Origin of the sequence: Acidithiobacillus sp. HP-2 (genome assembly GCF_015100155.1) — a bacterium.
Taxonomy (GTDB): domain Bacteria; phylum Pseudomonadota; class Gammaproteobacteria; order Acidithiobacillales; family Acidithiobacillaceae; genus Acidithiobacillus.
In genome coordinates this window covers 20,464-27,189 of sequence record NZ_JACKZA010000029.1, presented here as the reverse complement: position 1 = coordinate 27,189, position 6,726 = coordinate 20,464, and the positions used below count along the sequence as shown (strand labels likewise).

Here is a 6,726-nt window from a genome sequence, read left to right as displayed (position 1 = left end):
GGTGGGCTCGGAGATGTGTATAAGAGACAGGAAGAAGGGCATCTGATGGTAGACCATGTTCATATGCTGATTTCGATACCGCCGAAGTACGCAGTATCCAGTGTGGTGGGTTACATCAAGGGCAAGAGCGCGATCCATATAGCGCGGACTTACGGTGAACGGAAGCGTAATTTCGTGGGCCAGCATTTTTGGGCGCGTGGGTATTTTGTATCGACGGTGGGTAGAGATGAGGCGATGATTCGAGATTATATTCGCCATCAGGAAAAAGAGGATGAACGAGTAGATCAGTTGAACATATGGAGTTGATCCGGGCCACCCAGTGGTGGCGCCAAAACTGAGGGGCCGCGTTAGCGTCCCCGTTTTAAGCCGCTTTGAGCGGCTCACGAACTAAAGCTCCCGGCTTTGCCGGGAGATATTTACTGGCCTTCAGCGCTTTGACCTGATGCGCATCCAGCGTCAGAAAATTTTTATGGCGCTCAATTAATCCCAGCATCCTTGGAATCGGCGGTTGAGAACCATTGAGCCGGGTTTTGCCATTGGGGAACGGGTCAAGGATTTCGGGTTCTGTTACCGATCGGGTACCCCTTGATGCTTCACTTTGCGTCCAGCCGAATGACTGGATAGCCGTAAGAACAAGTTCCGTATGACGCAGTAACATGATTTGCCCCCTTGCGTGAAAGAGTCCCAGCAGATTCCTGCGAGAATCTCTGGAAAGCATCATAGCTGCGGCAGAAGGCGATTCTACAGTGAGAAGATGTTAAGGATTGTAAATTTCAACAGTTAACTGCGGCGGCATATTTCCAACATCTTTTTGATAAATAATAGATAAATTCAATACTGATCCTCCATCCATTTACATCTATTCATAATTCAGCGGGTCAGGAAGTCTGCACAGACAGGGTTAAAGCCACTAGTATAGCCTCGAGTTGCATAAAGGGGATGCCGTGACTTCGATACAAATTCTGCGGATCATGATGGGGACCACCCTGTGCTGCTGGAGCCTGACCGCCGCCGCCGCACCGTTGGATGGGTTTTTTTCAGATCCGTTTGACACGCAGGCCTGGCTGAGCTCGGGAACAGGGGCCGCCTGGAGTGATCATGCCCTCAAGCTTCCCACCGCCACCCGACCGAATAATGTGCATTTCACCCATCGGATGACCCTTGCCCAACTGACCGCTTATGCTCTGCGTCATAATCCTGCTACCGAGGTGGCCTATGCCAATCTCCAAGCTTCAGCGGCGGGATTGGGTGTGGCTACTTCGGGATATTTACCGACCCTGACCCTCACCAGTTCGGCAAATCGTTCTCAGCAAAACAGCACGGCAGGGTTTGCCATACCCGCCTTGAATGCGGACTCTACGAGTCTGAGCCTTAGTTATGTTTTGCTGGATTTTGGTGCGCGTGCGGCCCAACGCAACGCTGCAAAGGCCCAGTTATTTATATCTGGCTTCGATAACAACCTCGCTCTACAAAATGTCTCCCTTTCGGTCACTCAAAATTATTATCAATTGATCGGGGAACAAGCCTTGGTACGCGCCTATCAACAGACGGTTGCAGAAGACCTCGCCAGCCTGAATACGGCCACTATTCAACAGAAATCAGGCATGGCCACGATCAGTGATGTACTGCAAGCCAAAGCGGCACTGGCCCAGGCAAAAGCCGAACTGATTTCGGCGCGGGCTCAGGTCCGTTCGGATCAGGGTGCCCTGGCTGAATCCTGTGGCTTGCTGGCAAACAATCCAATACCGCTTCAACCATTGAACCCCCAGGTGCTTCCACCAATTGTTACCCCTGCCGTACAAACCTTGATTCACTATGCGATCAGTCACAATGCTTCTGTTTCTGCCGATGCGGCCCAGATACTTGCAGACCGTGCGGACGTCCAGTCTGATCAGGCGGTGGGCTTACCGACACTGAGCCTGGGGGTCAGCGGCGGAAAGCGGTTCCAGAATCAGTTATCTCCTTCGCAAAACTGGTCCATCGGCGTTACCCTCACCGTCCCCATTTTCTCTGGCTTCAAAGACAGCTATCAGGTAGAAGAAGCACGCTCCCAAGTCAACAGTGCACAGGCCAGTTTGAACGAAGAAGCGCAAACGGTTTCTCTCACTGTTTATCAAGACTATCAGACAGTGTTGGGCGCACGCGAGGCCGCTCAGGCCGCGCAACTGGCTGTAGCCAGTGCCCAGGCTTCACTGAAAGCTGTTCGGGCGCAATATAAAGTAGGATTGGCCACCATGGTGGATTTACTGACGGCTCAAGCAACGCTGACCACGGCGCAACAAACCCAGATTCAGGACATTACGACCGGCTACATTGATCTGGCCAATCTGGCCAATGCGTTGGGTTACATAGAAATTCCGCACGATCTGACATCCTTGCAGGATCAATCATGAAAATCATTCATCTCACGCGTAATCGCGCCACGCTTCTTGCCACCCCCTCATTGCGTTGGCTTCGACAGAGTGCTTTTGTGGTACTGGGACTGGTCATTGTGACCAATCTTTCCGGTTGCCAGGAAGCCCACCACCGCAAGGTTCCCGCTCTTCCTGTAGAGGTAGCATCGGTGATCCAAGGGAATCTGCCCATCACCGTGGATACGCTGGGTCAGGCTGTGCCTATACACAGCGTAACCGTGACGCCGCAAGTGAGTGGTACCCTACAGGCAGTCTATGTACATTCCGGACAATGGGTCACCCGAGGGCAGCCTTTATTTTTAATCAATCCTGCCATGTATTCTGCCGAAGTGGCTCAGGATAAAGGGAATCTGCAAGGGGAAATGGCCCAGGCGCACTATGATGCGCTTCAGGTCCAGGCTTATAAGCCGCTCATCGCCAAAAATTACGTGACCATGCAGACCTATCAGGAAGCGGTGGCCTCCGCAGAGACGGCCAATGCGACCGTAGCTGCGGATCAGGCAGCCCTCCAACAGGCGGAACTGAATCTTTCCTATACGCGGATCAATGCCCCCATTTCCGGGCAGGTCGGCCTGTTGACCATCAAATCGGGGAATCTGGTCGCGGCCAACAGCACTACCCTGACGACCATCAATCAAACCCAGCCTATCAAAGCGCAATTCAGTCTTCCGGAAAAAAACCTTGGAGATTTGCGCGCTGCGTTGAAGAGTAAGGCCGATACCGTCCAGGTATGGAATGAAGATCAACAGAAACTTCTCGGTCATGGCCCGATCACCGCTATCGATAACAGCGTCAGTTCAAGCTCCGGGACAGTGACGGTTCAGGCCACCATGCCGAATCCGGAGAATGCCATCTGGTCAGGTGAGTATCTGCAGGTCGTCTTTACTAAAAAACGCTTACACGATGCTTTATTGATTCCTTCGCTGGCCCTGCAGGAAGGCGAATCTGGGCCTTTTGTCTACGTGATTCGGCAAGGTAAAGCAGTCATGCAACCCGCCACTTTTTTGGGCCAAAATAAAGGCCAGACAGCCATTTCTGGGACTATTCACGTAGGCACCCAAGTCATTGTAGGCGCACCCGCACGCTTGCGACCCAATGCGTCCGTACGCGCTATTTCCTCCACCACTAAGGCTGCATCAAGGACCCCGAAAAAATCCGGGGGTACGGCATGAATCTCTCCGAACCGTTCATCCGTCGGCCTGTAGCGACGACGGTACTCGCATTAGCCATTGTGATCCTGGGGATTTTTGGCTATCTGCAATTACCTTCCGCTTTGCTCCCCAATGTGAGTTTTCCAACGGTATTGGTGACAGCATCTCTGCCTGGTGCGAGTCCGCAAACCATGTCCAGTGCCGTAGCGACCCCGCTTGAACGGCAATTTTCGAGTATTCCCGGATTGACGGCGATGAGTTCAACCAGCCAAAACGGGTCTACCCGGATTATCCTGCAGTTCTCCCTCAACGAGTCAGCCGCTGAGGCCACTCAGGACGTTTCCGATGCGGTCTCGCAGGCAGAACATTTTTTGCCTCCGGGGATGCCGGAACCACCGCTGGTCAAAAACATCAACCCGACCGCAACACCGATCATGTATATCGGTCTGTCAGCGGCCAATATGCCGCTGTACGATTTGGATAAATATGCGGAAACGAAAGTAGCCACTTCTTTATCCACGGTTCCGGGCGTTGCCGATGTCGAAGTATTCGGTGCACAAACCTATGCCGTGCGCATTTACGCGAATCCCTTTGCTCTTGCGGCACGTGGGCTCAGCTTGAATACCGTGGAGTCCGCGATTAAATCGGCCAATGTGGACTTGCCAGAAGGGACGCTTGAGGGCGGCAAAGTGAATTTTGCTGCGCAGGTACATGGGCAGCTGCATACGGCCAAAGCTTTCAATCATCTGATTCTGGCGTACGCAGGGGGGCAACCCATTCCTCTCAGCGCGGTAGCCAAGGCGCAAAACAGCACGCAGTACAATCTGCAAAAAACCTGGATTAATGGTTCTCCCGGCATCGTTCTGGCGGTTGTTCGTCAGCCCGGTAGTAACACGGTGGCTATTTCGCAGGGGATCCGGAAGATGCTGCCGTCCTTGATGGCATCTGCCCCCGGCGGTGCGCATCTTTCGGTTGTTTTTGACAACGCCGATTATATCAGGGCAGCTATCGAAGACGTGGTTTTTACCTTATTGCTGGCCAGCCTGCTCGTCGCTGGCGTGATGTGGTTATTTTTACGCAGGGCTACGGCTACTCTGATAGGTGCACTGGCTATCCCCTTGTCATTGTTGGCTACTTTTCTGGTCATGATGTTATTGGGCTATAGCCTCAATACCCTGACCTTGCTGGCACTGACCCTGTCTGTAGGCTTTGTGGTCGATGATGCGGTGGTCATGCTGGAAAATATCAATCGCCATCTGGAACGGGGAACCTCTGCCATGCAGGCCGCCCTGGACGGCTCTCGGGAGATCAGTTTTACCGTCATGGCGATGACCCTTTCTTTAGCCATCATCTTTCTGCCATTAATCCTGATGGGTGGTTTTATCGGGCATCTGTTTGCGGCCTTCGGCGTTACAATTGCTGTGGTGATTCTGCTGTCCGGCCTGATTGCATTGACCGTTACCCCCATGTTAGCCAGTCGTTTTTTGCATCGGGGTGCTGCGGAAGACCGGGACCAACAAAGCCGGTTTGAACGAGGATTCTCACGCAGCTGTGATTTTTATATCCGCAGCTTGCGCAAGGCGCTGCAACACCGTAACTGGTTACTGGGTGTCGCAGGATTGATGCTCTTGGGCAGTGTAGGGTTGGCTCTGATCGTACCCAAAAGTTTTATCCCCAATGAAAACAATGGTTCCTTTTTTGCCAGTATTCAGTATCCCACCGGCATGTCTTTTGCCGAACTGGCGGCGGAGCAGAAAAAAATTGAGGCAGTTGTTTTGCGAAATTCCAGCGTGCAATCGGTTATCTCTTCGGCTGGACAGGGTGCTGGAGCCTTTGGCGGAAGCAATTCTGGTCGCCTGATTGTACGCCTCAAATCCGGAGATTCCGGGAAAACCGATGCCGTTATCGCCTCTCTACGCCAGGCAACCCGCCAGTTTTCCAATACCGAAATATTTTTCCAGCAACCGGCAGCTATTCAGGTCGGACCTATTTCCTCAAATGCGCAATATCAATATGTCCTCCAGGGACAGGATTGGAACACCCTGGATACCGCTACACACAATCTGGTGACTGTGTTGCGCAAAAATACCCTGATTCAATCAGCCAATAGTAATTTACAAACCAACAATCCACAAGTTTCCATCACGATCAATCGTCCCCGGGCGATAGCCATGGGGGTGACAGCGCAATCTATCGAACAGACCTTGGCGCTGGCTTATGGGGGACAGGAAGTAGGGACCATTTACGGGAATTCCAACCAATATGAAGTGATTTTCGAATTATCTCCAAAATATCAGCAAAATATTAATGCATTATCCTCATTGAGTGTGCCGGGAAGCAGTGGCACCCTGGTACCATTGTCTGCAGTGGCCAATTTTGCCTATGACGCAGGCCCACTCAGTCTGGAACAGTACAATGGATTACCCTCCACGACCATTTCGTTCAATCTGGCCCCGGGTGCCAGCCTGGGGACGGTGACCAAAGAGCTTGATGCCACCGCACAGCAGATATTGCCTGCAGGTGTTACAGGAGAATTTGGAGGTAGTGCATCCACCTTCGAGTCTGCATTCTCATCGCTGCCCCTGCTGCTGGTAGCCACCATTTTGCTGATCTATGTGGTGCTCGCCATATTATATGAACATTTTTTACATCCTTTCACTATTCTTTCGGCCTTACCTCTCGCAGGGTTTGGCGCGCTCTTGTCCCTGCTGGTTTTTCATCAGCCACTCGATTTATATAGTTTTGTCGGGATCATCATGCTCATGGGGCTCGTCAAGAAAAATGGCATTATTCTTGTGGATTTTGCAGTCAGCCGGCGGCGCGAAGGAGAAAGTGCTTTAGATGCGATTGTGGATGCCTGTGCCGTGCGCTATCGCCCTATCATGATGACAACTTTCGCCGCTATTCTGGGTGTTCTCCCGATTGCCTTTGGCCTTGGGGCTGGGTCGGGTTCGCGCGTGCCCTTAGGCGTCGCGGTGGTTGGGGGGCTAGTGTTTTCACAATTTCTGACCCTCTACATCACTCCGGCTTTTTATCTCTGGATGGAGTCATTTGGGGATCGGGTGAAACGTTGGTTAGGCATGCAGGCCCCTGAAAAAATGCCGGCTTTAGCACAGCCACAGGAAAGCTCAACACTCAAACTGTGAGCATTTAACCCCTGA

At 52.3% G+C, this 6,726-nt stretch carries 5 protein-coding genes; 4 read left to right on the top strand and 1 reads right to left on the bottom strand.

The window, feature by feature from the left end; translation table 11 throughout:
* The coding region (gene tnpA, locus H7F11_RS15660; RefSeq protein WP_193658240.1) for an IS200/IS605 family transposase at positions 1-306 on the top strand (306 nt) is incomplete at its 5' end.
* 55 nt (positions 307-361) lie between these two features.
* On the opposite strand, the gene H7F11_RS15655 is transcribed toward tnpA, so the two are convergent.
* A complete protein-coding gene (locus tag H7F11_RS15655; RefSeq protein WP_193651052.1) occupies positions 362-658 on the bottom strand; it encodes a hypothetical protein in 297 nt (98 codons plus the stop codon).
* Between the two features lie 286 nt (positions 659-944).
* On the opposite strand from H7F11_RS15655, the gene H7F11_RS15650 reads away from it, so the two are divergent.
* From H7F11_RS15650 to H7F11_RS15640, 3 genes are read left to right on the top strand one after another with little or no spacing between them, the layout of a single operon-like run.
* A complete protein-coding gene (locus H7F11_RS15650) occupies positions 945-2,393 on the top strand; it encodes a TolC family protein (protein WP_319803364.1) in 1,449 nt (482 codons plus the stop codon).
* Positions 2,390-3,586 (top strand): efflux RND transporter periplasmic adaptor subunit, encoded by a 1,197-nt coding sequence (locus tag H7F11_RS15645; protein ID WP_193651053.1) that lies wholly within the window; start codon positions 2,390-2,392, stop codon positions 3,584-3,586. Before H7F11_RS15650 ends, H7F11_RS15645 begins: the two co-directional genes overlap by 4 nt.
* The gene (locus H7F11_RS15640) at positions 3,583-6,711 is read left to right on the top strand and encodes an efflux RND transporter permease subunit (protein WP_193651054.1); all 3,129 of its coding nucleotides are present in this window, start codon (positions 3,583-3,585) and stop codon (positions 6,709-6,711) included. The genes H7F11_RS15645 and H7F11_RS15640 overlap by 4 nt, the downstream gene beginning before the upstream one ends.
* Positions 6,712-6,726: the final 15 nt, after the last annotated feature.